Genomic DNA, 1,473 nt, shown 5'->3' with positions numbered 1-1,473 from the left:
GGGCATCCGCGACCAGCCCCAGATTCTCCGCCGCGGCACCGGCCGCCGAGAACCCCTCGACCACCCGCCCCCACAGCGGCTCCCCCCCGAGCACCACCTGACGCACACGCGCGTCCGACCGCAACAACCCCTGCCGCTGCCGCGTCACCCGCAGGGACCGGGCCCGGTCCCCCACCTTTCGCCCGGCCCTCGCACCCCTGAGCGCGAGCTTCCGTACGTGCCGAGAGCCCGGAGCCATCAGCGGGTCCCCGAAGAGTCGCTCCGCGGTGCTTTCTCGAAGGAGCTGGGGAAGGGGAAGTACTCCTCGAGGAAGGAGAACATGCGGGCCGTGACTTCCTCGCGACGGTCCGGCGGCACATCCACGTCGTTGAGGCAGAAGAAGTCGTAGTTCCGCTTGCCCGCGATGCCCGCCAGCCGGAGTTCCGCGTCCTCCCGGCTGATGTTGACGTACCGGAAACGGAACTTGCCGGGGATTCCCTTGCCGGTCAGATACGCGTGGTTGTAGTGCAGGGACGCGGTCATCGCGATGTCGTCGGGTGACCGGAAACGCGACCGCATGGTCCGGTCGATGTCTTCGGGGAACATCTCGTCCAGCTCCGTCAGCACGGAACGCACCTGCGGAAGCGGCGTGTGCATGAAGTTGTGCGTGACAAAGCGGTCGTGCGCCTTGAGCAGCAGCTCGCGGACGTTCTTGCCGGCGGAGTTGGTGGCCGTCTCGCCGCCGTGCGGCTGTCCGACCCCCACCTTGAGCGGCGAGAACGGGATACGGGCGATGCCGTTGCCGTAGAAGAAGTGCTGCGGGGTGACGGGGCGTCCGACGAAGACGTCGTCGTTGAAGTAGAGGTAGTGGTCGGACAGCCCCGGGATGTGGTGCAGCCGCGTCTCGATGGCGTGCGAGTTGAAGACGGGCAGCACCCCCTCGGGGAAGATGTCCTTGTGGTCGACGACCGTCACGCCGGGCGCCTCGGTGTCCAGCCACTCCGGGGCCTGGCCGTCGGTGACGATGTACACGTGCCGCACGAAGTCGGCGTACATCTGCAGTGACCGCAGGGAGTACTTCAGCTCGTCATGGCTGGTGTACCGGGACTCGTTCGTCTCCTTGTCGAGGATGTCCGCGACACCCTGCCCCTTGTACCTGTTCCGCTTGGCCCGCAGTTCCGGGTCCTCGCCGTCGACCCAGGTGTAGACGACGTCGACGGGGAACGTCACGTCGTCCACCGTCGTCACGGTGAACGGGGCGAACGTGGGGAAGTCCCGGCCCTCGACGGTGATCGTCGCGGGCTTCTGCTCGCTGGTCGGCATGACGTCCGCGATGCGGTTGCGGCGCGGGGCGACCAGCGAATCCGCCAGCACATCGGCCGACGCCTGCGGCGACACCCTCGCCAGCTCCGCCTCCGCCTCAGGACCGGCCAGCACATCGGCCCCGTCCTGCCAGAACTCCACATCACAGCCCATCTGCGGCCCGGCCAGCAC

At 68.0% G+C, this 1,473-nt stretch carries 1 protein-coding gene; it reads right to left on the bottom strand.

The features are described from left to right. Nucleotides 1-237 precede the first annotated feature (237 nt). On the bottom strand, nt 238-1,473 hold a 1,236-nt coding region (locus HTV45_RS33175), incomplete at its 5' end, for a stealth family protein (protein ID WP_215209605.1).

The sequence above is a fragment of the Streptomyces sp. CHD11 genome, assembly GCF_018638295.1.
Taxonomy (GTDB): domain Bacteria; phylum Actinomycetota; class Actinomycetes; order Streptomycetales; family Streptomycetaceae; genus Streptomyces.
The sequence above is the reverse complement of the archived record's forward strand: the minus strand, read 5'-3'. Positions and strand labels throughout refer to the sequence as shown.